The sequence below is a fragment of the Streptomyces sp. BBFR2 genome (genome assembly GCF_044497305.1).
In the GTDB taxonomy this organism is placed as follows: Bacteria; Actinomycetota; Actinomycetes; order Streptomycetales; family Streptomycetaceae; genus Streptomyces.
The window spans coordinates 4,011,747-4,037,689 of record NZ_CP172415.1 but is presented as its reverse complement, the minus strand read 5'-3'; the positions used below and the strand labels follow the sequence as shown (position 1 = coordinate 4,037,689).

The following is a 25,943-nucleotide window of genomic DNA, read 5'->3' as shown; positions in this document are numbered from 1 at the left end:
CGGTCAAGGCGGTCACCAGGAAGAAGGCCGACGTCAGGTTCGGGGCCCGGGCCGCAGCCGGGAGCGGGGCGGAAGCCGGTGCCCGGGACGGCGTACGCCGGTAGCCGGACGACTCCGCGCCTGCCGTCAGCCGGAAAGGCGCCCCCGTAACCGGCTGGGCGCCGTCTCCCCGGTGACCGTCCCGGTGTGGCGGCCGGGGTGCGGGGCACGGGGCCGCTTCACTGAGGGCCGGGCCGGTGGCGACGGCCGGTGCCGGTGATGACGGAAGGAAGGCCCGCACATGACGGAGACCATCGACTTCGGTGCGCAGACCGCGCTGATCGCCCACCTCGCCGCCCGTACCCGGGACGACCAACTGGCGGCGCCCACCCCGTGCACGGAGTACGCGGTACGGAACCTGCTGGGGCATCTCGTGGGCCTGACCTCGGCATTCCGGGACGCGGCGGCCAAGGAGACGGGCCCCGCGACCGCGACCCCGCCGGGGAGCGTCCTGCCCGACATCGCCCCCGGATGGCGCGGCGAACTGGCCGCGAACCTCGACGCGCTGGCCGCCGCCTGGCACCGCCCGGACGCCTGGGAGGGCGAGACGCAGGCCGGTGGCCTCACCCTGCCCGCCGCCCTCGCCGGCCGGGTCGCCCTCAACGAGTTGATCCTGCACGGCTGGGACCTCGCCCGCGCCACCGGCCAGCCCTACGCCCCCGACACCGCGAGCCTCGGGGTGTCGTACGCGCTGCTCGCCCCCGCCGCCGAGGACCCGGAACGCGGCGGAATGTTCGGCCCGGCCGTGCCCGTACCGGACGACACCCCGCTGCTGGACCGCGTCGTCGCCCTGAGCGGCCGCCGCCCGGACTGGACCCCGCCCCGGGGCTGACGCCGCACCCCGTCCGGCCGGGGCCCCACGCGGCCGGGGCCCATCCGAATCCGACCAGGATCCGGTGGGCCCGGGCCCGGCCCGGCCCGGGGAATGCCTCGCCGTCACTGTCCGCCGACGCTTCGGGGCCGGGCCCCGAACATCCTTGGTGGCCAACGGAGTTCGGGCTCCCGGTGCCGGGGGCCGGCGCCGGACCTCGGGCCCCAGGCCCCAGGCCCCGAGCAGCCTCAGCGCCTTGCGGACTCCCTGCCCCGGCTCACGTACGGCACCGTTCACCGGTCCCGGCACCCTCTCCCCCGGCGCAGCCCGTCACAAGCTCCACGCTCCGGCGCACGCACGGTCCCGGCTCCCGTCCCACCGACCCCCACGCCTGAATTCACCGCCCCGCCGACTCCCGGAGGCGGGTCTTCAGTACCTTTCCGCTCGCGTTGCGGGGCAGTTCGGCGAGGAATTCGACCTGGCGGGGCACCTTGTAGTTGGCCATCTCGCGGCGGGACCAGGCGATGAGGTCGTCGGCGGTCAGGCTCGCGCCGGAGCGGCGGACGGCGTACGCCTTCCCGACCTCGCCGAGCCGCGCGTCGGGTATCCCGACGACGGCTATCTCCGCGATGTCCGGGTGGCGGCCGAGGAGTTGCTCGATCTCGGCCGGGTAGGCGTTGAAACCGCCGACGATGAACATGTCCTTGAGGCGGTCGGTGATGCGGAGGTTGCCGTCCGCGTCGAGGACTCCGACGTCGCCGGTGCGCAGCCAGCCGTCGGCGGTGCGGGTGCGGGCGGTGGCCTCCGGGTCCTCGAAGTAGCCGGACATGACGTGGTACCCGCGGACCTGCACCTCGCCGGGGGTGCCGGGCGGCAGGGGCCGGTCCGCGGCGTCGGCGACGCGGACCTCGGTGCCGGGGACGGCCCGGCCACTGGTCGCGGCGACGGTCCCGGGCGGATCGCCGCGGCGGCACATCGTGACGAGACCGCCCGCCTCCGACAGGCCGTACGCCGTCAGGACGGTGGCGACGCCCAGCTCACCGCGGAGCCGTTCGACCAGCTCCAGAGGGACGACGGCGGCGCCGGTGACCACCAGCCGCAGCGCGGACAGGTCGTGCCGGGACCGGGCGGGGTGCTCCAGTAGCTGCTGGTGGAGGGTGGGCGGGCCGGGCAGGACGGAGATCCGCTCGGCGGCGATACGGGCCAGCGTGGCCTCGGCGTCGAAGACCGGCTGCGGCACCATCGTGGCGCCCCGCAGCAGACAGGCGACGATCCCCGCCTTGTAGCCGAAGGTGTGGAAGAAGGGGTTGACGATGAGGTAGCGGTCCCCCTCCGTCAGTCCGGCCAGGGCGCTCCAGGTGTCGTAGGCGCGCAGTGTCTGGGCGTGGGTGAGCACCGCGCCCTTGGGGTGCCCGGTGGTGCCGGACGTGAAGAGGATGTCGGACGGATCGCCGGGGCGGACGGCGTCGGCGCGCTCACGGACCGCGCGGGGCGGGACCGCGGCGCCCGCGGCGAGGAAGGCCGGGCGGCTGTCGAAGTCGGCCGGGGCGTCGTCGGCGAGGACCACCACCCGCTCCAGGTCCGGCAGACCGGGCAGCGGGCCGTCGCCGGTCCCCTCCCCGGCGGCGCGGCGCAGCGCGGCGACGTACGAGGTACCGAGGAAGGCGCCGGTGACGAAGAGGAGCCGGGCCCGGGTGCGGCGCAGGACGCCGGCCGCCTCGGCGCCCTTGAAGCGGGTGTTGACGGGGACCAGGACGGCTCCGGCGGTGACGGCGCCGAGCGCGGAGACGATCCAGTCGGGGGTGTTGGGGGCCCAGACGGCGATGCGGTCGCCGGGGGCGATCCCGGCGGCGAGGCAGGCGGCGGCGGCCCGCTCGACGCGTTCGCCCAGCTCGGTGTAGGTGAGGCGGGTGCGGCCTCCGGCCACGGCCTCGCGCGGGCCGTACCGCGCGGCGGCCTCGCGCACCAGGCGGGGCAGGGAGCCGTACCGCAGATCGGCTCGCGTTTCCAGGTCATCGCGCATCGGACCGCCTCCCGCGAAAGAGCTGACTACCCGTCAGATTAGCGGTAGCCTCCTCGGCTGTCAGTACGGACGACCGACCACGGAGGTGGCCATGGGGGCGACCCTCAAGGACGCGACGGCGATAGCCGGCATCGGGCAGACTCCGTTCGCCAAGAGGCTGGAGGAATCCGAGAAGACCCTCGCCTGCCGGGCGATCCTCGCCGCACTCGACGACGCCGGGATCGCCCCCTCGGAGGTGGACGCCTTCGCCTCCTACACGATGGAGGAGACCGACGAGGTCGAGATCGCCAAGGCCATCGGCGCCGGGGACGTCACCCACTTCTCCAAGGTCGGCTACGGCGGCGGCGGTTCCTGCGCGACCGTCGCCCACCTGGCCGCCGCCATCGCCACCGGACAGGCGGGCGTCGGCGTCGCCTGGCGCTCCCGTAAACGCGGCTCGGGGCCCCGCCCGTGGAAGAACACCCAGGTGCAACTGCCCACCCCGGGGCAGTGGACCCGGCCCTTCGGACTGCTGCGGCCCGCCGACGAGATCGGCATGCTGGCCCGCCGCTACATGCACGAATACGGCGCCACCCGCGACCACTTCTTCAACGTCGCCCTCGCCTGCCGCAACCGCGCCAACCAGAACCCGGCCGCGATGATGTACGACCGGCCGCTGACCCGCGAGATGTACATGACCGCCCGCTGGATCAGCGAACCCCTCTGCCTCTTCGACAACTGCCTGGAGACCGACGGCGCGCTGGCCTGCGTCGTGGTCTCCGCGGAGCGCGCCCGCGACTGCCGCCGGCGGCCCGTGTACGTCCACGCCGCCGCCCAGGGACTGCCCGCCCAGCACCACGGGATGGTCAACTACTGGAACGACGACCCGCTCAGCGGACCCGCCTGGACCGCCGCCCGCCAACTGTGGAAGCACGCCGATCTGGGGCCGCAGGACGTCGACGTGGCGCAGATCTATGACGCCTTCACCCCGCTGATCCCGCTCTCCCTGGAGGGCTACGGCTTCTGCGGGCGCGGTGAGGGCGCGGCCTTCACCGAGGGCGGCGCGCTGGAGACCGGCGGGCGGCTGCCGCTCAACACCGCCGGCGGCGGCCTCTCGGAGGCGTACGTCCACGGCTTCAACCTCATCACCGAAGGCGTCAAGCAACTGCGCGGCACCAGCACCGCGCAGGTACCCGGCGCCGCCACCTGTCTGGTCACCGCGGGCGAGGGCGTCCCCACCTCGGCCCTGCTGCTGAGGAGCTGATCGGCACATGCGTTCGCGTAAGGACATGTCACAGAGCGTGACACACCCCACTGACAATCCCGCCGACACCGCCGCTGACCTGCTGCTTCCCGTCCCCGACGAGGACGGCGCGCCGTTCTGGGAGTACGCGGCCCGCGGCGAACTGCGCGTCCAGACCTGCGCGGAGTGCGCCGCCTGGCGCTTCCCGCCGCGCCCCTGCTGCCCGCACTGCCAGTCCTTCGACAGCGACTGGCGCGCGACCTCGGGCCGCGGCCGCGTCTGGTCGTTCGTCGTCCCGCACCCGCCGCTGCTGCCCGCCTACGCGGCGCAGGCGCCGTACAACGCCGTCGTCGTGGAGCTGGCCGACGCGCCCCGCATCCGGCTCGTCGGCAACGTCGTCGCGGACGCCGGTGCCCGCCTGGACTCCGTCGACCCGGCGCGGCTGCGCATCGGCGCGCCCGTACGGGCCGTCTTCCACACCCTGCCCGGGGGCGTCACGGTGCCCCGCTGGGTCCTGGAGCGGCCGTGAGCGTCCGCACCGAGATCAACGACGGCGTCGCGCTGGTCACCCTCGACCGGCCCGCCAAGCTCAACGCCCTGGACCTGACCGCCGCCGCCGAACTGGCCGGGATCTGGCAGGCGTTCCGCTTCGACACCTCCGTGCGCGCCGCGGTCGTCACCGGGGCGGGCGGCCGGGCCTTCTGCACCGGCATCGACCGCGACGTCACCGTCCCGCAGCCACCGTCGCCGTACTCCCTCGACGACCCCCTGCTGCGCATCGGGCCGAAAGCCAACGACCTGTGGAAACCGGTGATCGCCGCGGTCGACGGGATGGCCTGCGGCGGCGCCTGCTACCTGCTGGGCGAGGCGGAGTTCATCATCGCCTCGGAGCACTCCGTCTTCTTCGACCCGCACACCACCTACGGGATGGTCAGCGCCTACGAGGCGATCCTCATGGCGCAGCGGATGCCCTACGGGGAGGCCGCCCGGATGTGTCTGATGGGCACCGCGGAGCGGCTGGACGCCGTCCGCGCCCACCGCACGGGCCTGGTCTCGGAGCTGACCGCCCCGGGCGAGGCGGCGGCGACCGCGCTGCGCCGCGCCGCGGTGCTGGCCGCGCAGCCCACCGACGCCGTGCAGGGCACCGTACGGGCGCTGTGGGCCGCCCACGAGGCGACCCGGGAGCGGGCGCTGGCCCAGGCGCCGCACCTGATCGCGCTGGGCAATCTGCCCCCGGAGCGGCAGGCGGAGCTGTTCGCGGCCCGCGAGCGCGCCCCGGGGCGTCCCGTCACATCCGGGACTTCTGCGCCCGGGTCACCTCGCAGGTGAACCAGAAACGGGCGAACGACGACCCGTTGACGGTGTAGCGCGCGATGTACGTCTCGGTGGCGCCGGGCGCCACCGTGATGCTGCGGGTGTGCCGCCCGTAACTGGTGCCGTCCGCCGGGCGCGCCTTCATCCAGTCGATCTCCATGTCGTACGAGAAGGTGTCCGACAGGGAGGTGTTGGTGACGCTGATCCGGTAGGTGAACTCGTGCAGCGAGTTGGAGAAGTCGCAGCCGCTGCCCCGCACATCGGAGCGGCCGTCGGGGTCGTACGTCTCCATCGTCGGCGACGGGGAGTACGACGGCGAATAGGCGTCACTGGGCGAGTAGCCGTCGGTGGGGTCCGCGCCGTACGACGAGGTCGCCCCGGGGGACGGGCTCGCGGAGAAGGTGGGGGCCACCGTCGGTCGGGCGTAGCTGAACGGGTTGAGCTGCGCGCAGCCGCCCACCGCGGCGGCCGTGACCGTGACCAGTGCGGCCGCGACCGCGGCCCTTGCGCGCGTACGTGTGCGCTGCTGCATATCGCTGTCCATCCCCCGTGACACCTGTGAACTCGCCGGAAAACCAGGCCGCGCCGCCGGGCGGGCCCGGGCCTGACGCGTGCACGGCACCCTAGCAAGGGCCGGTGACAGGCGGGCGCCCCACGGGGACGGGCCGGGGCCCTACGGGCGCCGCGGCTGCCGCGCGCCCCCGGGCGGGCAGGCGTAGCGTCGGGACCGAGGACATCAGGACGACGCGGAAACGAGGCGACGCCGGTGGTGGTGCGCAACGTCTTCGGCTCCCTGATCGCCCTCATCGGAGCGACGGCCGCCGTATGGAGCCCCTTCCGTCCCTGGTACGACGGCCGTCCCGCGCGTGACGTCCGGATCGAGGACCTCTTCGGCGGGCTCACCCGCGCCGCCGCCGAACTGCCCGGCTCCCTCTTCCTGCCGATGGCCTTCGCCGCCCTGCTCACCCTGGCCGGCGTGGTGCTGCGCAGCCGCGCGCCGGTGGCGGTGGCCGGTGTGGTGGTACTGGGCTTCACCATCCTGTGGATGGTCCGCCAGGGCCAGGCGGCGGGCAGCCTCACCGCCGGGCCCCGGGGCGGTCTGGGCGACGGGGTGGCGTTCGCGTTCGGCGGCGGTCTGCTGCTGCTCCTCGGCGCGGTGGTGATGCCCGGCCACCACCCCGCACGCGGCCGCCACAGCCGGGGACGGGACGACGACCGGGCACCGCGCGGCACCGGACCGCCCCGGGAGCGCGGCGCCGCGCCCTACGGCGAGCGGGGGTACGGGAGTTCGCCGGGGGCGCACGACGCGCCGCCCGCGCCGGTGGCCCCGCCCTGGGATCCGGGGCGCCCGCCCGCACAGGAGTGGCGCCCGCCCCCACCGCTCACGCCCGGCCCGCCCCCGGAGGAGAACGGCCGGCCCCAGCCCCCCACGCCCCCGGTGCGGTGGGCCGAAGAACTGCGCCGGCACCCCGGCACCAGCCCGCAGGCGGGCGCCGAGGAACCGCACGCCCCCATGGGCGCCCACGCCTCGGGAGCCACCCCCGCGTACGGCACCGGTCCGGCCGAGGACACGGGCCCCTCCTCCTCAGGCCCCGGAGCCTGGCCCGCCCCGGGCGGATCACCCGACGCGACCGTGCCCTTCCCTCCGGTACGGCCCGGCGGCCGCACCACCGGAGCGGGCGACGGGGCGGCCGGCCCCTTGGACGAGACGGTGCGGCAGCAGGCCGTACGCCCCTACGGAACCGGCCCCGGGAGCGGCCGGGCCGACGGACCGGACGGGCCCGGCCCCGGAGCACCCGGAGCGCACCGCGGCCCCCGGACACCCGGACCCGGCGGTCCCGGCACGCACGACGGTCCCGGCACACACCGCGGCCCCGGAACCCCCGACTCCGGCACCGCCGCTCCGGCATCCGGAAGCCGCCCGCCCGGGGAGAACCGGCCCTCCCCGGAGGAGCCACCCGACCCCGGCGCTCCCCACGCACCGGACAACCCCCCGCCCCCGGACGAACCACCGGCCCCCGGGGAACCCCCGCGCCACCCGGGCGACGACCGCCACGACACCCCTTGAACGCGTCCCCCGAGTCCTCCGAGAAACGCGGACGGCGCCCCGGAGCCTCCCTGGCCCCGGGGCGCCGCCGCCCGCATCCGTTCCGTTCTCGGGACGCTCAGGCCCGTCGCGCCTGGCCCGTCCCCCGGGCCGCGTCCAGGGCGTACACACAGCGGTCCTTGCTGCACGCGTACACCACTCCGCCGGAGGCCACGGGCGTACCGGTGATCTCGCCGCCGGTCGCCAGTTTCCAGCGGAGCTGGCCGCCCATCGCGTCGAGCGTGTAGAGGCAGTGGTCGGCGGAGCCGAAGTGGACGCGGCCCTCGGCGACGACCGGGGCGCCGATGACCTCGCCGCCCGCCTGGAACCGCCAGCGCGGGGTGCCGGTGACGGCGTCGAGGGTGTAGAGCGCCTTGCCGCTGCCCAGGTGGACGGCGCCGTGGGCAACCAGGACCGGTTCGGTGGCCTGCCGGGGCTCGGTCGCGATCCGCCAGCGGTCCCGGCCGTCGGCCGCGTCCAGGGCGTAGACCGTGCCGAGGTAGTCCACCAGGTAGACGCCGCCCCCGGTGACGGCCGGGCCCGGGGCGAAGGCCGGCGGGCTCACGAACACCGCGGGCGCCTCGAAGTGCCAGCGCACCTCACCGCGGGCGATGTCGACGGCGAGCGCCCGCGCGCCCGCGACGACGTACACCATGCCGTCCGGGGCGGGCAGCAGCCGCACCGGGACGCCGCCGCAGGCCGCTGCGTCCCCGACCCGGCAGGACCAGCGCTCGGCGCCGGTACGGACGTCCAGCGCCTTGAGGCACCCGTCGGCGCAGAGGAAGACCGTGCCCTCGTGGAGCACCGGGGCCGCCTCGGCGGTCTCGAAGTCGGTCTGCGCGCCGCGGATCTCCCACCGCAGCTCGCCGGTGGCCGCCTCCCACGCCTGGACGCCGCCGCCCCGGGTGCTGGTGACGACGGTGCCGTGCGCCGCGGACAGCGCGTACACCCAGCCGTCGGTGTTCAGCCGCCAGCGCTCGGTGCCGTCGACGGCGTCCAGCGCGTACAGCGTCGGGCCGTCGGAGGCGTGGATCCGGCCGTCGGCGACCGCCATCGCCCAGGCCACGTCGCGGGTCTTGAACTTCCGCCGCCCGCTGGCCACGTCCAGGGCGTGCACCTCGAACGAGGTGACGTACAGCAGGTCACCGGCGACGGCCGGGGTGCCCCAGACGTCGTTCGACATACGGAAGCGCCAGGGGCGCCAGCGGCCCGGCTCCGCGCCGGGCGGTTCGGCGGGCGCGGGCGGCTGCTCGGGGCGTGCCGGGGCGTCGGCCGGTCCCCCCGGGCGGCCCGTCTGTGCGGGGACCCCGTGGGTGGCGCCGCCCGGGGGCCGCACCCAGTCCGTCGCCCTGGCGTGGCCGCGCGGTGTCTCCCGGGCGTCGGCCGCGCGCGGCCCCGGCCCTATCGGTGCGGCCGACGCGCCCAGGCGTACGGGCCCGCCGTGGCCGTCCGCCTCGGGCGCGGCCGGGGCGTCCAGGGGCGGGGCGACGCGGGCCGGGGCGGGGTCGGGGCCCGGGGCGGGCAGCGGGCCGGCGCCGGTGCGCGGGTCGGCGCCGCGGTGCGCGCCCGGCCCGGCGCCGATCCGGCCGGGCCAGCCGGTGGCGGGGGCGGCGGCCGGGGGTGTGCCCACCGGGCGCGGGGGTGCGTCCTGCGGGGGCCGCGGGGGCTCCGGCGGGCGGGCCGGGGAGCGGTCGGCCCCGCCGGAGCGGCCGGAGCGGCCACCGCGGCGCCCCTCGATGAGGGCGACGGCGCCGGGCGGCAGCCACGCCGAGGCGGTGCCGCTGTCATCCGTACCGGAGCCGAAGAGGTGCGGGGCGAGCTGGGACTGGAGGTCGGCGGGGGACGGCCGGTGGGCCGCCTCCATCTGCATACAGGACTCCATCAGGGGCCGCAGTTCGTCCGGCAGCCCGGCGAGGTCGGGGCCCTCGCGCAGCAGCATGAAGACCGTCTCGACGGGGTTGGCGCCGTGGAACGGCGCATGCCCGGTGGCGGCGAAGACCAGGGTGGAGCCGAGGGAGAAGACGTCGCTGGCGCCGGTGACGCTGCGGGAGTCGCGGGCCTGCTCGGGCGACATGTAGGCGGGCGTGCCGACGGCGACGTTGGTCATGGTCAGGCGGGTGTTGGAGACGCCGGAGGCGATACCGAAGTCGATGACCCGGGGGCCGTCCTCGACGACGAGGACGTTGGAGGGCTTCAGGTCACGGTGGACGAGTCCGGCGCCGTGGATGGACTGCAGCGCCTCGGCGATGCCCGCGGCCAGCCAGCGCACCGCCTGGGCGGGCAGCGGTCCGCACTCGTTGACGATCTCCTCCAGGGAGGGCGCCGGGACGTACGCGGTCGCCAGCCACGGCACCGCGGCGCGCGGGTCGGCGTCGACCACCGCCGCGGTGTAGAAGCCGGACACCGCGCGGGCCGCCTCGACCTCGCGCGTGAAGCGGACCCGGAACAACTGGTCCTCGGCCAGCTCCGTGCGCACCGTCTTGATCGCCACGCGCCGCCCGGACGCCGAGCGCGCCAGATAGACCAGTCCCATGCCGCCGGCCCCGAGACGGCCGAGCACCTCGAACGGGCCGATCCGCCGGGGATCGTGCTGCGTCAGCTGCGTCAGCTGCTCCACCACTTGCCTGCCACCTCCCCGTGGGGCGTAAAAGAGACTCTCCAAAGCACCGCGCCGCCGAGAGCCACTGCCCCGTGCAGCGTCTCACCGCTGGCCTGAACGGCCATATGCGAGCTGATTCTTCCTGGCGAAGGCCACGGTGGCGAACCCGGGGCCCGCGCGCGGCTGCACCGGGCCGTCCCCGCACTACGCGGCGACACCGTCACCCAACGTGATCAATCCCTGTCTGACGTGCACCGATGCGTCCGCTCGGAGGGGCCGCCCACCGCTCTCCGACCGGCCTGGCGCGGCCCGCCGGGCCGGTACGCGGCCGGGCGGCGGGGCCCGGTGCGGCCCGCCCGTCCGCCCCGGCCGCACCGGGCGCGGGGCCGATGGCGCGGTGTCCGGAAACTGACGGTCCGGGCCGGCCACCGCGGGCCGCCCGTCAGGCGGGAACGACGCTCCGTGACGGGCGGGCCGCCGGTCTCCGGGCGCCGGGGCGGCGCTCCCGGTGCGCCCCTCGGGCGGGGCGGCGGACTCGGGTGCGCGGGGCGCCGCCCGTCCGCCGTGCCGCGCCCGGCGCCGGGTGCCGTGCCGTCCGCCGTGGCGCCCACCGAGCGGTGCGCTCGCGCCGCCGATCCCTGCTGGTCATGCGTTCCCCGTCGTCGCCCGCCCCGGCCCGTCTCCGGTCACGCCGGGTGGCCCTGCCGTTCCCTCTGCCGTGCTGTCCATGCGTACTCGATGCCGTACTCGTCAATTCTGCGGTCTCGCAGGCTGTTTCGGGGCCATGACACCGAACGTGGCGCCCTGATTGTCGCGGAGGACCGCGAACGGGCCCCCGGGGGAGGAGTGCGGTCCGCCCGTGACGGTTCCCCCGAGGGCGGTGGCGGTGCGCACCGTCTCGTCCATCGCGTCGGTGAGGAAGCAGACGGTGAAGTGGTCGGGGACGTCCGGCCGGTCGGGACCGAGGGCGACGCGGCAGCCGATCTCGCGGTCCGCGCCGGGCAGCCGCCACGGCAGACGGCCCGGCGCCGCCGACGGGCCGTCCCGGACGCCGGTGAAGCCGAAGACCTCGGCGTAGAAGGCGTCGGCGGTGTGCGGGAGGCGGGCGCTCAGGCCCATCCAGACGTAGCCGCCGGGTTCGCCGGAGATCTCGAAGCCGCGGTGCGTGCCGGCCTGCCAGACATTGAAGACGGCGCCGCCCGGATCGGTGGCGACCATCAGGGTGCCGAGGTCGCCGACGGGCATCGGGGCGCACACGATCCGCCCGCCGGAGCGGATGACGGTCTGCTCGGTGCGGGCGATATCGGGGGTGGCGAAGGAAATGCCCCAGGAGACGGGCATCGACGGATCCGGCCGCGGCATGAGGGCGGCGGCTTTCCGGCCGTCGCGGAAGGCGACGGTATAGCCGCCGAATTCGGCGGCGCCTTCGTCGAAGGTCCAGCCGAACAGCTCTCCGTAGAAACGCTTTCCGGCGCCGAGATCGGGGAGCATCGCATCCACCCAGCAGGGTGCGCCCTCCGGGAATGCCGTCATCGCCGTCATAGGGGCACGCTAGCGGTGTTCACCGGGCACCGCCCGCCGGGAATTCGAACGCACGCGTCAGCCGTGCGGGCGTACGGACTCAACGGCGCGGCGGAACACGGGACTTACCGCGCGGCCGTCCACCGAACTTGTCCACAGGCTGTTGATAAGGGGATTCACCGGTTCGGACCAATCGGCCGCTCCGGGGGCGCCGCACTCCGGACCGGGATGTGTCCGCACGGTCCGTACTCCGGCGAGGCGACTCCGGTACGCCCGTACGGCGCCGTGCCGCGGCGGAATCAACCGGGACCGAATATCCCGAACTCCCCCATCCCCATTTGCAGGCAGCCAAATCGCGCTCCGTTCCCCCCTCGGTAAGCTGACGGCATGACAGGACAAGTGCGAACCGTCGACGGCAGAGTTGCCGGCCGCCGCGGGCAGGCGACGCGGCAGAAGCTTCTCGACTGCCTCAGTGAAATGCTCAGTTCATCCCCGTACCGGGATGTGAAGGTCATTGACGTGGCCCGAAAAGCGGGCACTTCACCCGCTACGTTCTATCAGTACTTCCCCGACGTGGAGGGCGCCGTCCTCGAAATCGCCGAGGGGATGGCGAAAGAGGGCGCGGAACTGACCGATCTCGTCGCCGGGCGTTCCTGGGTCGGAAAGTCCGGCTGGGCGGCGGCGGAGGAGCTGGTGGACGGCTTCCTGTCGTTCTGGCGCCGGAACGACGCGATTCTCCGCGTCGTCGATCTGGGCGCCGCCGAGGGCGACAAGCGGTTCTACAAGATCCGCATGAAGATCCTCAATGCCGTGACCAACTCACTCACGGAATCCATCGAGGACCTGCAGAGCCGGAACAAGGTCGACAAGGAGGTGAGTGCGGCAGCCATGGCCGGTTCGATCGTGGCCATGCTGGCGGCCGTCGCGGGCCATCAGAAGGGATTCCAGAGCTGGGGCGTCAAACAGGCCGAACTGAAGCCCAATCTCGCGCTGTTGGTGCATTTCGGCGTCACCGGAAAGAAGCCCACGAAGTAATACGGGCATCCGCCCATAGGCCGGCCCCGCTCCCCGGGCCCGCCCGCGGAAACCCGTACGGATCCACCCGGCGCCGACGCGGCCGCCGGGAGTACCGCCCCGGTCCGCCGCGCCCCTGTGGCGCCACCCCCACCGCGGACCCCGACCCCACCCCGGGTCTCTCGCTCCCCCCACCCGTTCCCCCGCCGCCGGGCCCCGCCCGGCGCCGCTTCCCCTTGTCTTCCCCGCGTCTCCCCCGGTCAGCGCCGCGCCGACCGGACGGGACCGGTCCGCCGCCCTGCCCCGGGGCCGCCGCACGGCGTACGGCGGCCGGAACGCCGGGTCCGCCACCGGGCCCGCTCCCGCCCCGCGCCCCGCTCAGCGGACGGCCGCCACGGCACCTTCGGGCGGCCCGGTCCGTACGGGTTCCCCGGTGGTGAACAGGCCCGCCTCCTCGGCGGCCCGCTCGCGCAGCCGGTGCACGGGGCCCAGCAGCAGCTCGTCGCAGGCCGCCCGCCGGCCGTACGCCGCCCCCTCGTCCCCGGGCGGCGCCGCCTGGGCCGCCACCGCCCGCTGCGCCTGGAGCGCCTGGGCCAGTGCGAGCGCCCCGATGCCCGGTTCGGCCGAGCCCGCGGCGGTGTACGCGGCGGCGCGGGCGGCGCGTACGGCGGCGTGCAGCTCCGCGACGCGCGCCCCGTCGCCCGCCGTGGCGCCCCCGTTCCGTACCCGGGCTGCGGCGCGGGCGAGCACCGTATCGGCCGCGCCCACCGTCTCCGCCGCCAGCGCCGCGGCGGCCACCGCTCCGACGGCGGCGAGCGCGGCGGCCTCCGGCGCCGCCCCCGGGGCGTCTTCCTCCGGGGCGTCTTCCCCCGGGCCCAGCAACTCACCCTCGACCTGCCGGAGTTCGAGGCGGGCGCAGGGGCGTTCACCGGGCGGCGCGGGCAGCGCGATCCGGCGCAGCCCCGGTGCCTTCGCCGGTACCAGGAAGAGGCGGGTGCGGCTGCGGGCGAAGCCGCCGGTGTGGGCGGCGACCAGCAGGAGGCCGGCGGTGTGGCCGTCCGGGACCCGCGCCGCCTCGCCGTAGAGCAGCCATCGGCCGCCGTCCGCCGGTGACCGGCCGGGACCGCCGGGAACCCTGCGGGCCTGGACGCCGCCGGCGCGGCCGCCCCCGGCCCAGTCGCCGCCGTTCGGGCCGGTGAGCGCGAGCGCGGTGGCCAGTTGTCCGGCGGGGACGGCGGTGGCGCAGGTCAGCTCACCGGCGGCGCAGCGCGGCAGGAGTGCGGCGCGCTGCGGCGCGGTGCCGAGGGCGAGGAGCAGCGGCGCGGTGAGCACGGCGGTGGCGAACAGCGGGGACGGCCGCAGCGTCCGGCCCGTCTCCTCGCAGGCCACGGCGAGCGCGACGGGCCCGCCGCCGCCTCCGCCGTACGCGGCCGGCAGGGCGATCCCGGCCAGCCCCGCCCGCTCCGCCAGGCGCCGCCACCGGGTACCGGAGAAGGGTGCGTCCGGTCGGGCATCCGGCCCGGGGTCCGCGCCGGGATCCGCGCCGCCGTCGGCGTCCGGCCCGGGGGTCGGTCCGAGGTACGCGTCGCCGCCGTCCGGCCTCTCGTCCGGGTGCGGGCCGCCGCCCAACCGGGCGCGCAGGGTGCGGCGGAACTCTTCCTGTCCCTCGGTGGTCGCGGCGTCCATCGGCGGGCTCCTCCCGGCCGTGCGGCAGCACCCTCCGGTACGGCGGCGGGCGGCCGAGGCCGCGGCCCGGGGCGCCCGCCGCGTACCGGCGGGCGGCCGTCGCGGAATCTGACGGCTCGTCATGGTAGGGACGGGGTGCGGACTTTCCTAGAGGTGAGCGGCCGGCGCCACCGCACCCGTAAGGGAACCCCGACCCCTGCCGCCCCTCCCCGTACCTGATGTACCGTCAGATTCATGACGCCGCCGGGGAACCCCTACGGGAAGCGCAAGGTCGCCATAGCCGGAGTCGCCCTGTCCGACTGCGGGCGGGTGCCGGACGCGACGCCGTACGCACTGCACGCCCAGGCCGCGCGCCGGGCGCTGGCCGACTCCGGGCTCGACCGGAGCGCTGTCGACGGGTTCGCCTCGGCGGGGCTCGGCACGCTGGCGCCCGTCGAGGTCGCGGAGTACCTGGGACTGCGTCCCACCTGGGTGGATTCGACCTCGGTCGGCGGCGCCACCTGGGAGGTGATGGCCGCCCACGCCGCCGACGCCATCGCCGCCGGCCACGCCCGTGCGGTCCTGTTGGTCTACGGCTCCACCGCCCGCGCCGACCTGCGGGCCGGGCGCCGCACCGCCAACCTCTCGTTCGGCTCCCGCGGCCCCCTCCAGTTCGAGGTCCCCTACGGGCACACCCTGATCGCCAAGTACGCGATGGCCGCCCGCCGCCATATGCACCAGTACGGGACGACCCTGGAACAGCTCGCCGAGGTGGCCGTCCAGGCGCGGGCCAACGCGGCCACCAACCCGGACGCCCTGTACCGCGATCCGGTCACCGTCGACGAGGTGCTGGCCGGGCCGATGATCGCCGACCCGTTCACCACACTGCACTGCTGTGTCCGCTCGGACGGCGGCTGCGCCGTCCTGCTCGTCGCCGAGGACCTCGCCGCGGACCTCGCCGCGCCCCCGGTATGGGTGCTCGGCACCGGCACCGCCGTCTCGCACGCCACGATGTCCGAGTGGGAGGACTTCACCATCTCCCCCGCCGCCACCTCCGGCCGCCTCGCCTTCGACCGTGCCGGCGTCCGCCCCGACGAGATCGAGATCGCCCAGCTCTACGACGCCTTCACCTACATGACCCTGGTGACCCTGGAGGACCTGGGCTTCTGCGCGAAGGGCGAGGGCGGCGCGTTCGTCGGAGGGGGGCGGCTGCTGCGGGACGGGGCGCTGCCCGTCAACACCGACGGCGGTGGTCTGGCCGCCTGCCACCCCGGGATGCGCGGCCTGTTCCTGCTGGTCGAGGCCGTACGGCAGCTACGCGGCACGGCCGGGGAAGGCCGCCAGGTCCACCGCCCCGACGGCGCCGGGGGCACGCGCCCGCCCCGGCTGGCGGCCGTCTCCGGCACCGGCGGATGGTTCTGCTCGTCGGGGACGGTGGTGCTGGGGGCGGGGTAGGCGGGGGCACCGCCCGGAGGTGAGGCGCCGGCGGGCGGGACACGGGGCGGGCGGGACGCCGTCCGGATGCGGAACCGGTGCCCCGGGGGGGGCGAGGGCCCCGCAGAGGGCGGGCGCCGAGCCGGGGCCCGGTGCCCGGCGCCCGGCGCCCGGCGCCCGCCCCGGGGCTCAGCCCTCGGCCGTGATCCGCTCCAGCCGCTCCTCGATCAGGTCGGCGGCGCGCCCGGCGCCGCCCTCCGCGCGGGCGTCGGCACGGAGCCGCGCCGTACGGGCCGCCGTGTCCGGGTCGGCCAGCAGCTCGCGCAGCGCCGTGCGCAGTGCGTCGGGTGTCGCGTCGGCGGTGTCGATCCGGCGGGCGACGCCCAGCTCCACGAGGCGGTCGGCGTTGACGAACTGCTCGGCGCCCTGCGGCACCGTGATCATCGGCACCCCGCAGGCCAGCGCCTCCCCGCAACTGCCCATCCCGGCATGGGTGACGAATGCGTCCGCCTGCTCCAGAATCGCCAACTGCGGTACCCACGACCGCACTTCGACGTTACCGGGCACCTCGCCGAGTCCCGCCGGATCGACGTACCGGCCGATCTGGAGCACCACATGCCAGCCGGGCAGCTCCCCGAAGGCCGCGACGCACCGCCGGTAGAACTCCGGCTGCCGGGTGTACGCGCTGCCCAGCGAGACCAGCAGGACCTTCTCGGCACCGGCCGGGCGGTGCCAGCTCTCGCGGTCCGCGCGCGCCCGCGAGCAGGGCCCGACGAACGTGACCCGGCCGGGATCGACCCGGTCGGCGTGCGGCTGCATGGCCCGCGGGATCAACGCCAGCGCCTGCCGGGGCCACCCGCTGAACTCCGCCACGTCCGTGGTCGTCGCGCCGGACTCCGCCAGCCACGCCGCGAACCGCGCGGTGTACGCCTCGGCGCCCGGCAGTCCGGCGAACGCGGCGCCCATCTCCTCCTGCGCGCCCTCCCAGCCGACGAAGGTCGGTGAGAGCTGGACCAGCTCCCGGCCCTGCGCCTCGGCCAGCGCCCGGCCCGCGAACGCGCCGACGTCGTGAAGGTAGAGGTCCGCCGGGTCCTCGTCATAGAAGGCCCGTAGCTGCGGCAGGACCTCGATGGCCTCGTCGAGGAAGAGCGACGCGGCGCCCACCGGGTCCTCGGGCCAGATGTTGGTGGCCACCGGCAGCACCGTGGTGTGGCGGACGAACTCGGCGCCGGTCGGCCGGATCAGCTCGGCGGCGTGCTCGGAGTTGGCGTAGGTGACGCGGTGCCCGCGCGCCACCAGCTCACGGATGATCTCCAGACCGGGCAGCACATGGCTGACCATCGGCGTTCCCACCATGGCGACGTGCGCGCGCCGCCGCACGGGCGCGTCGGCTCCCGGCGGCACCAGCGCCGAGCCGCGGGACGGGGCGTGCGGGCGCGGGGTGTTGGTGTCAGGCATGACATTCCTCTGCGGTGATCTACGGATGCGGGATGCCGTACGCGGGAGGCCGCGACGGCACGTGGACCGAGCCCACGCCCCCGGGCGCCGTGCGGTGGCCACGGCTCCGGCCACCGCGTGGCGGTGACGGTTCCGGGCGCCACTCAGCGGCCGCGGTCCCGGCCGCACGAAGGGCACGGGAGCGACGCGGCACGGACCGGCACGGAGCCGGTCAGCCGGGGGCAGGGCGAGGCGGGGCGGCAGGCGCCCGGCCCGGTCAGCCGTAGATCTGGCAGAAGTGATGCATGCGCCGACGGTAGAACAACCGTGCGTGAGGGCGCCATGGGTTTTCCCTGCGGAGGCGGGGGCGGGCGTGGGGTGGGAGCGGGGCCCGGAACGGCGGCCGGAAGCCTGGGCCCGGAACGGCGCCGGGAGCGGGGCCTGGGCCCGGAACGGCGGCGCGCCCCGGGTTCCGGCCGCACCGGGCCCGGCCCGTCCGGTCGGCCCCGCACCCGTACGCCGTCGGCCCCGCGCCCACTCCCCCCGCAGCGGCGCCCCCGTACGCTCCCGGTATGTCCGACGACTCCACGAATCAGCGCCGGGACGGCACCGGGGCGCAGGCGCCCTCCGGTGCCGCGCACGACGAGGACCTCGCCTTCCGTGAGCTGCTGCGCGGGCTGCGGGTCTGGGACCATCCGCTGCCGCCGTTCGACGCCTCGCGGGCGCCGGACGCGCCGCTGCCGCTCTTCCGCCGCTGGCTGCGCGAGGCCGCCGAGGCGGGGCAGCCCGAGCCGCACACCATGGCCCTGGCCACCGCAGACGCCGCCGGGAACCCCTCCGTACGCATCGTGATGCTGCACGACGCCGACGAGCGGGGCTGGCACTTCGGCTCCCACCGGGGCAGCCGCAAGGGACGCGAACTCGCGGACCGGCCCCGCGCCGCCCTCCTCTTCTACTGGGCGGCCGTCGCCCGTCAGGTCCGGATCGAGGGAACGGTGACCGAGGCCGGGCCCGAGGAGAGCGCCGCCGCGCTGCACGCGCGGTCCACCGGTTCCCTCGCCGCCGCACTGGTCGGACGGCAGAGCCGGCCCCTCGGCTCGGCGGCCGAACTGGACCGCGCCGCCGACGCCGCCTGGGAGCGCGCGGTCCGCGAACCGGACGCCCCGGTGGGCGACTGGACCCGCTACACCCTGCACGCGGACACCGCCGAGTTCTTCCAGGGCGACGCCCGCCGCCGCCACGTACGCCTCAACTACCGGTCGGATGGCGGCACTTGGCGCAGGGAGCTGCTCTGGCCGTAGGGCACACCGGGGCCCGGCCGGAAGCGTCCGGCCGGGCCCCGGCGGGGGCGGACGCACCCGGGGTTCGACGCGCCTCCTCCGCACCGGACGCACCGCACCTCCGGGGGCTCTCCCTCCTGCCCCCGGGCGGCACCGATTCGAAAAACGTGCCACTCGGCGGACCTTCCGCCCCTATACGCGCGTCAGATGCGCTGAGCCCGCCGTCACGAGCCGTCCGGCGGGGGTGACGCGCCCTCGCCGCGGCTGCGTTCAGGCCGTGTGGCGTACCAGCGCGTCGACGAGCGCGGGCCAGAGCGGGCGCGGGCGGTCGTGGCCCATGTCGGGCAGGAGCAGCAGTTCGGCGCCGGGCACCAGCTCCGCGGTGCGCCGCCCGCCGCTGGGGTCGATCAGCGTGTCGTCCAGACCGTGCAGCACCAGCGTCGGCACCCGCAGCTCCCGGAGCGCGTCCGCACGGGAGCCGTCGAGGACCATCGCGGCGAGCTGCCGTCCGTACCCGCCCGGATGGTGGCCGCGGTCGTAGCTCTCGGCGGCCAGCCGCCGCAGCTCCTCGGCGTCGCCGTACCGCCGGGAGGCCCACACCAGCTCGCGGTCGGCCGTCGCGATGTACCCCTCGCGGTCGTCGGGCCGCGGGGCGAACAGCACCTCCCGCGCCTCCGGGGTGGAACGCCCGTACTCCGGCTCGCCGGTCGTGGACATCATCGACGTCAGGGTCAGGACGCGCTCCGGGTGAGCCAGGGCCATCCGCTGGGCGATCATGCCGCCCATGGAGGCACCGACGACATGGGCGCGTTCGATGCCCAACGCGGTGAGCAGCGCGAATCCGTCGTCGGCCATGTCCGTGAGCCGGTAGGGCACCATCGCGAGGGCGGCGGGGAAATCCTTCGCCTTGACGGTGGCGATGAACCGGGCCGTGTCCAGGGGGTGGTCGTCGAACGTGGTCGACCGCCCGCAGTCGCGGTTGTCGTACCGGATCACATGGCGGCCACGGTCCGCGAGCGCGCGGCAGAGCCCTTCGGGCCAGCCGAGCATCTGCGCCCCGAGTCCCATCACCATCAGCACCGGAGGGTCGCCCGGATCACCGAAGCTTTCGTAGGCGAGGGACATTCCGGTCGGTACGTCGATGATCGGCATACCGGCAGTCTGCCGGAACGCTTTCCGGGAGCACAGCCCCTCTCCCCGCCACCGTCGCCCGGCGCCGCGCCGGGCGGCCCGGGGACGCCGAGGGCCCGGGCCGCACGGTGCCCGGTGCGCCGGATGCGGGCGGCGGCGTGCGGATCCGGAGTGCCGGGCCCCGGCGCACGTCCGGCCCCGGGCACGCGGTTTCGCCGGAGTGCGGCGCTCCCACCAGGGCATTCGATGCGGAACGGGTGGCGCCCGCCCCGGCTCCCGCCCCGCGGAACCGCGCTCCGGTCGCCCGTACTCAGGCCGTCCTCGTACGGTGCCCTCACAGCTCCCGGAACATGATGTGCAGTCCGACGTAGCCCTTGGACGGGTGCCGGAAGCCTTCGGGGAGGGTCGCCAGGATCCGGAAGCCGAGGGACCGCCACAGGGCCACGGCGCCGGTATTGGTCTCCACCACGGCGTTGAACTGCATCGCGCGGTACCCCTCGGCGCGCGCCCACTCCAGGACGTGTTCACCCAGGGCCCGCCCGACGCCCCGGCCGCCGTGGCGGGGATCCACCATGAAGCTGGCACCGGCGATGTGGTCGGCGGCGCCCATGTGGTTGGGGTTCATCTTCGCCGAGCCGAGGACCGTACCCGCCGCGTCCACGGCGACGACGGTCCGGCCCGGCGGGTGCGGCAGCCACAGCTCCCGCGCGGCGTCCTCACCGATGTCGCGCGGGTAGGTGTACGTCTCGCCGGCGGCGACGATCGGCCGGAAGAACGCCCAGACGGCGGGCCAGTCGGCCGCGGTGGCTTCCCGGATCCGGAGCCGCACCCGGCCGTGACCCTCGTTCTCGTTGCGCATCGCCACAGCATGCCTTCGCCCCGGCCGCCGCTCCACCGGCTTTTTCCCCGCCGTCCGGCCGGCGGGTGGACGGCGCCGGGCCCGGACAGCGGCCGGACGACGGCCCGGGGCGGACCTCACCCCTCCGGCCGGAACACCGGAACCACCACCCCCTCCGCCCCCTCACCGGCCCCGGCGTCCCGGAACGCGACCCGCAGCGCCATCCCGATCCGCAGCGCGGGTTCCGGACAGCCGACGATCTCGGTCATCATCCGGGGCCCCTCGGCGAGGTCCACCACGGCGGCGACGTACGGGACGCGTTCCCCGAACGGCGGCAGGTCGTTACGGTGCACGACCGACCAGGTGTAGAGCGTGGCGCGGCCCCCGGCCCGCTCCCACACCACGTCCTCGCTCCAGCAGTACGGGCAGAACTCGCGCGGATAGTGGTGCGCCGCGCCGCACCCCTCGGCCCGGCACCGCCGCAGCAGCAACCGGCCGGCCGCGGCCGCCTCCCAGTACGGGCGGGTGAACGCGTCGGTCTCCGGCAGATCGAAGCGGACCGCACCCGTCCCCTTCGCCGCCCCGCCCGTCACCGGAACAGCCCCAGCGCCGCGTCCACCGACCAGACCTGGCCGCACATCGCGAACAGCCCGACCAGCGAGATCAGCGCCATCATCGCGTTCTGCCCCTGCTCCGCCCAGTCATGGATCATCAACACCAGATAGAGGAGGTTCAACAGCGCTCCGCCGACCAGCGCCACCGGGGTGAGAACGCCGAGTACCAGCCCCAGCCCGAGGGCCAGTTCCGCGTACACGACGACGTACGCCATCGCCTTCGGGCGCGGCCGGACGACCGCGTCGAACCCCCGGCGCACCACGGGCCAGCGGTGCTCGGCCGCCACGCCCGCGGCCCAGGCGATGCCGGTGCCGCGGCTGAACCACGCCTTCCTGTCCTTGTGCCGCCAGCTCTCCAGCCACCACAGGCCGAGGCCGATACGGAGCACGGCGAGCCATTCGGCCCCGCCGAGCCAGATCGTCTGCATCGCGCGCGTCCTCCTTCGAAGAGCCCCTGGCATACCACCGCCCACCGGCCGCCCCCGGAGCACGCACTTCCCGCTCCGGCCGTGGCCGGTAGGGGCCGTGACCGGTAGGGGCCGTGGCCGGTGGGTGCCGTGGCCCGGCCGTGCCCCCTCCGAGCGTTTCTGACGCTACGTCAGTTACGGGCCGGGCCAGTTCAGCCGATCCGGGCACGGGGGCGCAAGGGGCCGGACCGGACCGGCGAGGAGTCGAACCGGGCCGGGCGGGGAGTGCGAGCCCGGCCGGGCGGGAGCCCGACCCCGGCCGCACGAGGCGTCGGCCCTGACCGTCGGGGCCGGCCACGCAAGGGCCTGACCTGGATGGATGAGAAGTCGGACCAGGCCCAGCGAGCGGCCGGAACCGGGTCCGGCAAGAGCCCGGACCGGGCCGAACGGAAGGCCGGGCCGGACCGGACCGGCCGAGAGGCCCGGACCGAGCGAGAGGCCGGGCGCGGCACGCGCAGACCGAGGCCGACACGGGCGCCCTCCGAACCTTTCCCGTGTCACCCCATTCCTGACAGGCCGTCAGTTCCAGTAATCTGACCCAGCGTCAGCAAGGAGAGCCGCCGTCACAGAGGAGCGGGCGACTGCGATGCTTGGATCGACCCACGGCACCCTCAGCACTCACTCCCGCCCGGCCCGCGTCGTGGCCTGCGGGGAGCAACCACCCCACACCGCACGCGGCCCCGTGGCCCCGGCCGGCGGCGGCCCTCCCGGCCCCTCGGACGACCTCGACGTCAGCGGTCGGCCGCTCAGCGCACCCGTACCCGACCTGGACCGCTTCTTCCGGCCCACCTCGGTCGCGGTCGTCGGCGCGTCCGACAGCGAAGGCCGCCCCAACACCGGCATCACCCGGCAGCTCATCGCCTGGGCCGACCGCGTCGGCGCCCGGCTGCACCCGGTGAACCCCGGACGGACGGCCGTCTTCGGACGCCCCTGCTGCCCGACCGTCGCCGACCTGCCCGAACCCGTCGATCTCGCGGTGCTGCTCGTCGCCGACCCGGCGCCTGTCATCGAGCAACTGCCCGCGGCCGGGGCGAGGTTCGCGGTGGCGTTCGCCTCCGGCTTCGCCGAGACCGGCGAGGACGGCGCCGCCGCGCAGGAACGGCTCGCCGACGCCGTCCGGCGCTCCGGCGTCCGGCTGCTCGGACCCAACACCAACCTCAACGCCTTCGAGAAGTTCCGCGACGACCTCGACGGACCGGCCATCGCCCTGATCACCCAGTCAGGCCACCAGGGCCGCCCGGTCTTCGCCCTCCAGGAACTCGGCATCCGCCTCTCGCACTGGGCCCCGACCGGCAACGAGGCCGATCTGGAGACCGCCGACTTCCTCTCCTACTTCGCCTCCCGCCCGGAGACCGGCGCCATCGCCGCGTATGTGGAAGGGCTCAAGGACGGCCGCAGCTTCCTCCTCGCCGCCGACCACGCCGCCCGCCGGGGCGTGCCGGTCGTCGCCGTGAAGGTGGGACGTACCGAGACCGGCGCCCGTACGGCCGCCTCCCACACCGGCAAACTCACCGGCGCGGACGGCGTCATCGACGCGGCGATGCGGCAGTTCGGCGTCATCCGGGTGGACGGTCTGGACCAACTCCAGGACACCGCGGCGCTGCTGGCCCGGGCCCGGAAGCCGCTCGCCGACGGCGTCGCGGTCTATTCGATCTCCGGGGGCACCGGCGCCCACTTCGCGGACCTGGCGACCGCCGCCGGACTGCGGCTGCCCGTGCTCTCCGACGCCAAGCAGACCGAACTGCACCAGTGGATACCCGACTACCTGAACGTCGCCAACCCGATCGACAACGGCGGCCACCCCGTCGGCGACCACCGTGGCCCGAAGATCATCGACGCGATCCTCGACGATCCGTCCATCGGCGTGCTGATCTGCCCGATCACCGGGCCGTTCCCACCGATGAGCGACAAGCTCGCCCAGGACCTCGTGGCCGCCGCCGAGCGCACCGACAAGCTGGTGTGCGTGGTGTGGGGCTCGCCCGTCGGCACCGAGGAGGCGTACCGCACCACGCTGCTGGGCTCCTCGCGGGTGGCGACCTTCCGCACCTTCGGCAACTGCGTCACCGCCGTCCGCGCCTACCTCGGCCACCACCGCTTCACGGACGGCTACCGCTCCCCCTTCGACGACGCCCCGCGCACCCTCTCCCCCTCCGCCCGCAAGGCCCGCGCCCTGCTGCGCCCGGGCACCCAGCTCAGCGAGCACGCCGCGAAGCAACTGCTGCGCGCCTACGGCATCCGCGTCCCGCGCGAGCAGTTGGTGACCAGCGCGGCGGCGGCGGTACGGGCGGCGAGCCTGGTCGGCTACCCCGTCGTCATGAAGGCGTCCGGGCCGCGACTGGCGCACAAGAGCGAACTCGGCCTGGTCAAGGTGGGGTTGACCTCCGCCAGCCAGGTCCGCGACGCCTACCGCGAGCTGACCGAGATCGCCCGCTGCGAGGGCGCGGAGCTGGACGGGGTGCTCGTCTGCCAGATGATCGAGCGGGGCGTCGAGATGGTCGTCGGCGTCACCCGCGACAGCCTCTTCGGGCCGACGGTGACCGTCGGGCTCGGCGGGGTGCTGGTGGAAGTGTTGCGGGACGTCGCGGTCGGCGTACCGCCCTTCGGCGAGGAGCAGGCCCGCACGATGCTCGGCGAACTGCGCGGCCACGCCCTGCTGGAGGGCGTCCGGGGCGCGCCCCCGGCCGACGTGGACGCGCTGGTGGAGGTGGTGCTGCGGGTCCAGCGGATGGCGCTCGAACTCGACGGCGACCTCGCGGAGCTGGACATCAACCCGCTCGTGGTGCTCCCCCGGGGCCAGGGCGCGGTCGCCCTGGACGCCCTCGCCGTCTGCCACTGACGGATGCGACCCCGGCCCGCCCCCGGGGCCGCGCACCGGCCCGCGCCCGGCCTCCGGCACCGGGCCGCCCCCGGGGCCGGGCGTCGGCCCCGGCCCCGCACCCGCCGCTCCAGGAGACCGCACCCCGTGCCCCGCGCCGCCCACCGGACCGACCGCCGCACCATCCACCGCACCGACCGCCGCCGCACCGGCCCCCGCACCGCTCGGCGGGCGCGGCCCCACGCCCACCGGCCCGGACCGCACCCCCACGCACCCCGCCGCCCCCGGAGACCGCACCGCACACCCCACCGGCCCGGACCGCACGCCACCACCGGCCGGTCCTGCACCCGCACCCCCGCCCGGGCCCGGCGTCCGCACCCTCTCCAGGCACCGGCCCCACCCCCGCAGCAGCCACCGCACCCACCCCGTCAGGAGCCACGCCCCCATGACCTCCGCCCCCTTCTCCCCCGATTCCCCCGGTACGTCCGACGCGTCCGACCCGGCCGGACCCGGGGCTCCCGGGCCTTCGGGCGCTCCCGAACCCCGTACGGAAAGGAGCCGTTCGGACCGCGCGCAGGCGGCGGACGGCGCTTGCGGCACGGCGGCCGACGCGACTGATTCCTTGATACTGCACACCACTGACAACGGCGTCGCCACGCTCACCCTCAACCGGCCCGACGCCCATAACGCCCTCACCCCTGACCAGCGCGAACGCCTGATCGACCGGCTCGCCGAAGCCTCCGCCGACCCGGCGGTGCGAGCCGTGCTGATCACCGCGCGGGGCAAGGGATTCTGCGCCGGGGCGGACCTGCGGGCCCCGCGTGCGGGCGGGGCCGGGGAGCGGGTGGCGGGAGATGTGGCGCGGCTGATCCGGGGCGGTGCGCAACGGCTCATCGGCGCGGTGCTGGACTGCGAGAAGCCGGTACTCGCGGCCGTCAACGGCACCGCCGCCGGGCTCGGCGCGCATCTGGCGTTCGCCTGTGATCTGGTGCTCGCCGCCGAATCGGCGCGGTTCATCGAGGTGTTCGTCCGCCGCGGTCTGGTGCCGGACGGCGGCGGCGCGTATCTGCTGCCGCGGCTCATCGGGCCGCAGCGGGCGAAGGAGCTGATGTTCTTCGGCGACGCGCTGCCCGCCGCCGGCGCCGAACGGCTGGGCCTGGTCAACCGCGTGGTGCCGGACGACGAGCTGCCGCACCGCGCCCGGGAGTGGGCCGACCGGCTGGCCGCCGCCCCCACCAGGGCGCTCGCCTTCACCAAACAGCTTGTCAACGCGTCCCTGGACGGCGACCGGAGCGCGGCGTTCGCGGCCGAGGCGACCGCCCAGGAGCTGACCATGACAACGGCGGACGCCCAGGAGGGCGTCGCCGCGTTCGTCGCCCGCCGCACCCCCGTCTACCGGGGGCGCTGACGCGCCCTACCGGGTGCGCTGGGCCGGGACCCGGGGCACGGCGGGACCCGGCGGCCCCTCGCCCGGCGGCCCCGGCTGGGTCGGTACGACCCGGTCCACGGCCGCCGGCGCCCCGTCGTCGTCCGCCGTGGACGCCGTGACCGCGCCCGCCGCGCCCAGCAGCCCTACGGTGAGGACCCCGGCGCCGACGGCTCCGTTGAACATCGCGCGTACCTTCATCGTCGC

The 25,943-nt window shown here is 75.6% G+C and carries 21 protein-coding genes; 10 read left to right on the top strand and 11 right to left on the bottom strand.

Going from position 1 to position 25,943, the window contains the following annotated elements; translation table 11 throughout:
- Positions 1–280: 280 nt before the first annotated feature.
- The gene (locus ACGH2B_RS16310; RefSeq protein WP_399089427.1) at positions 281–871 is read left to right on the top strand and encodes a TIGR03086 family metal-binding protein; all 591 of its coding nucleotides are present in this window, start codon (positions 281–283) and stop codon (positions 869–871) included.
- Positions 872–1,247: 376 nt separating this feature from the next.
- Here the strand turns inward: ACGH2B_RS16310 and ACGH2B_RS16305 are convergent, their stop codons facing one another.
- Positions 1,248–2,873 (bottom strand): FadD3 family acyl-CoA ligase, encoded by a 1,626-nt coding sequence (locus ACGH2B_RS16305; protein WP_399089424.1) that lies wholly within the window; start codon positions 2,871–2,873, stop codon positions 1,248–1,250.
- Between the two features lie 91 nt (positions 2,874–2,964).
- Between ACGH2B_RS16305 and ACGH2B_RS16300 the strand changes: the two genes are divergently transcribed.
- The 3 genes from ACGH2B_RS16300 to ACGH2B_RS16290 are packed head-to-tail and all read left to right on the top strand — an operon-like array spanning position 2,965 to position 5,424.
- Positions 2,965–4,116 (top strand): lipid-transfer protein, encoded by a 1,152-nt coding sequence (locus tag ACGH2B_RS16300; RefSeq protein ID WP_399089421.1) that lies wholly within the window; start codon positions 2,965–2,967, stop codon positions 4,114–4,116.
- 25 nt (positions 4,117–4,141) lie between these two features.
- Positions 4,142–4,624, top strand: coding sequence for a Zn-ribbon domain-containing OB-fold protein (locus ACGH2B_RS16295; protein WP_399097056.1), 483 nt, complete (start codon positions 4,142–4,144; stop codon positions 4,622–4,624).
- Positions 4,621–5,424 (top strand): enoyl-CoA hydratase/isomerase family protein, encoded by an 804-nt coding sequence (locus ACGH2B_RS16290; RefSeq protein ID WP_399089419.1) that lies wholly within the window; start codon positions 4,621–4,623, stop codon positions 5,422–5,424. Before ACGH2B_RS16295 ends, ACGH2B_RS16290 begins: the two co-directional genes overlap by 4 nt.
- Here the strand turns inward: ACGH2B_RS16290 and ACGH2B_RS16285 are convergent.
- Positions 5,384–5,941, bottom strand: coding sequence for a hypothetical protein (locus ACGH2B_RS16285; RefSeq protein WP_399089416.1), 558 nt, complete (start codon positions 5,939–5,941; stop codon positions 5,384–5,386). The genes ACGH2B_RS16290 and ACGH2B_RS16285 overlap by 41 nt on opposite strands.
- Before the next feature lie 234 nt (positions 5,942–6,175).
- On the opposite strand from ACGH2B_RS16285, the gene ACGH2B_RS16280 reads away from it, so the two are divergent.
- Complete coding sequence (locus ACGH2B_RS16280) at positions 6,176–7,477, top strand: hypothetical protein (protein ID WP_399089413.1); 1,302 nt, start codon at positions 6,176–6,178, stop codon at positions 7,475–7,477.
- 97 nt (positions 7,478–7,574) lie between these two features.
- On the opposite strand, the gene ACGH2B_RS16275 is transcribed toward ACGH2B_RS16280, so the two are convergent.
- Positions 7,575–10,115, bottom strand: coding sequence for a PQQ-binding-like beta-propeller repeat protein (locus tag ACGH2B_RS16275; protein WP_399089410.1), 2,541 nt, complete (start codon positions 10,113–10,115; stop codon positions 7,575–7,577).
- A 729-nt stretch (positions 10,116–10,844) separates the two neighbouring features.
- A complete protein-coding gene (locus tag ACGH2B_RS16270) occupies positions 10,845–11,636 on the bottom strand; it encodes a VOC family protein (protein ID WP_399089407.1) in 792 nt (263 codons plus the stop codon).
- 366 nt (positions 11,637–12,002) lie between these two features.
- Between ACGH2B_RS16270 and ACGH2B_RS16265 the strand changes: the two genes are divergently transcribed.
- The gene (locus tag ACGH2B_RS16265; RefSeq protein ID WP_399089404.1) at positions 12,003–12,650 is read left to right on the top strand and encodes a TetR family transcriptional regulator; all 648 of its coding nucleotides are present in this window, start codon (positions 12,003–12,005) and stop codon (positions 12,648–12,650) included.
- Between the two features lie 357 nt (positions 12,651–13,007).
- On the opposite strand, the gene ACGH2B_RS16260 is transcribed toward ACGH2B_RS16265, so the two are convergent.
- On the bottom strand, positions 13,008–14,315 hold the full coding sequence (locus tag ACGH2B_RS16260) for an acyl-CoA dehydrogenase family protein (RefSeq protein ID WP_399089401.1): 1,308 nt from the start codon (positions 14,313–14,315) through the stop codon (positions 13,008–13,010).
- 234 nt (positions 14,316–14,549) lie between these two features.
- Between ACGH2B_RS16260 and ACGH2B_RS16255 the strand changes: the two genes are divergently transcribed.
- Positions 14,550–15,749 carry a thiolase C-terminal domain-containing protein gene (locus tag ACGH2B_RS16255; protein ID WP_399089398.1) on the top strand — a complete coding sequence of 400 codons (1,200 nt, stop codon included), beginning with the start codon at positions 14,550–14,552 and terminating at the stop codon, positions 15,747–15,749.
- Between the two features lie 168 nt (positions 15,750–15,917).
- Here the strand turns inward: ACGH2B_RS16255 and ACGH2B_RS16250 are convergent, their stop codons facing one another.
- On the bottom strand, positions 15,918–17,084 hold the full coding sequence (locus tag ACGH2B_RS16250) for a macrolide family glycosyltransferase (protein WP_399097053.1): 1,167 nt from the start codon (positions 17,082–17,084) through the stop codon (positions 15,918–15,920).
- Between the two features lie 653 nt (positions 17,085–17,737).
- Here ACGH2B_RS16250 and ACGH2B_RS16245 point away from each other — a divergent pair.
- Positions 17,738–18,466, top strand: a complete 729-nt coding sequence (locus ACGH2B_RS16245) for a pyridoxal 5'-phosphate synthase (RefSeq protein ID WP_399089395.1) — start codon at positions 17,738–17,740, stop codon at positions 18,464–18,466.
- Positions 18,467–18,715: 249 nt separating this feature from the next.
- Here the strand turns inward: ACGH2B_RS16245 and ACGH2B_RS16240 are convergent, their stop codons facing one another.
- From ACGH2B_RS16240 to ACGH2B_RS16225, 4 genes are all read right to left on the bottom strand, one after another.
- Positions 18,716–19,597, bottom strand: a complete 882-nt coding sequence (locus ACGH2B_RS16240; RefSeq protein WP_399089392.1) for an alpha/beta fold hydrolase — start codon at positions 19,595–19,597, stop codon at positions 18,716–18,718.
- 313 nt (positions 19,598–19,910) lie between these two features.
- A complete protein-coding gene (locus ACGH2B_RS16235) occupies positions 19,911–20,435 on the bottom strand; it encodes a GNAT family N-acetyltransferase (protein ID WP_399089389.1) in 525 nt (174 codons plus the stop codon).
- Between the two features lie 116 nt (positions 20,436–20,551).
- Positions 20,552–21,007, bottom strand: a complete 456-nt coding sequence (locus ACGH2B_RS16230) for a Zn-ribbon domain-containing OB-fold protein (protein ID WP_399089387.1) — start codon at positions 21,005–21,007, stop codon at positions 20,552–20,554.
- Positions 21,004–21,456, bottom strand: a complete 453-nt coding sequence (locus tag ACGH2B_RS16225) for a DoxX family protein (protein ID WP_399089384.1) — start codon at positions 21,454–21,456, stop codon at positions 21,004–21,006. The genes ACGH2B_RS16230 and ACGH2B_RS16225 overlap by 4 nt, the downstream gene beginning before the upstream one ends.
- 625 nt (positions 21,457–22,081) lie before the next feature.
- On the opposite strand from ACGH2B_RS16225, the gene ACGH2B_RS16220 reads away from it, so the two are divergent.
- On the top strand, positions 22,082–24,331 hold the full coding sequence (locus tag ACGH2B_RS16220) for an acetate--CoA ligase family protein (RefSeq protein ID WP_399089381.1): 2,250 nt from the start codon (positions 22,082–22,084) through the stop codon (positions 24,329–24,331).
- Between the two features lie 424 nt (positions 24,332–24,755).
- Positions 24,756–25,718 carry an enoyl-CoA hydratase/isomerase family protein gene (locus tag ACGH2B_RS16215; protein WP_399089377.1) on the top strand — a complete coding sequence of 321 codons (963 nt, stop codon included), beginning with the start codon at positions 24,756–24,758 and terminating at the stop codon, positions 25,716–25,718.
- A gap of 6 nt (positions 25,719–25,724) precedes the next feature.
- On the opposite strand, the gene ACGH2B_RS16210 is transcribed toward ACGH2B_RS16215, so the two are convergent.
- On the bottom strand, positions 25,725–25,922 hold the full coding sequence (locus ACGH2B_RS16210) for a hypothetical protein (protein WP_399089374.1): 198 nt from the start codon (positions 25,920–25,922) through the stop codon (positions 25,725–25,727).
- Positions 25,923–25,943 lie beyond the last annotated feature (21 nt).